This is a genomic window from Mycobacterium intermedium (genome assembly GCF_002086275.1).
In the GTDB taxonomy this organism is placed as follows: Bacteria; Actinomycetota; Actinomycetes; order Mycobacteriales; family Mycobacteriaceae; genus Mycobacterium; species Mycobacterium intermedium.
On record NZ_MVHT01000362.1, the window covers coordinates 1 to 266 of the forward strand.

At 77.8% G+C, this 266-nt stretch carries 1 pseudogene; it reads left to right on the forward strand.

The features are described from left to right. Positions 1 to 266 (forward strand): annotated as a pseudogene (locus BST27_RS31030) (hypothetical protein); the annotation flags it as partial.

The window sequence follows — 266 nt, forward strand, 5'->3', positions numbered from 1 at the left end:
GCCAACGGCAGCGGCGAGCGGGGTGGTGCGGGCGGCGCCGGCGGCTTGTTCTTCGGCGGGGGTGGCGCCGGCGGTGCCGGCGCCACCGGCGGCACGCTTGGCGGTCCGGGCGGAGCCGGCGGAATGGGCGGGCTGTTCGGGACCGGAGGGGCCGGCGGAGTAGGCGGGTCGAACTCTAATGTCGGCACTCCCGGGCCAGGCGGTGTCGGCGGCGCCGGTCTGTTGTTCGGAAACGGCGGGGCCGGCGGCACCGGCGGCAGCAACCT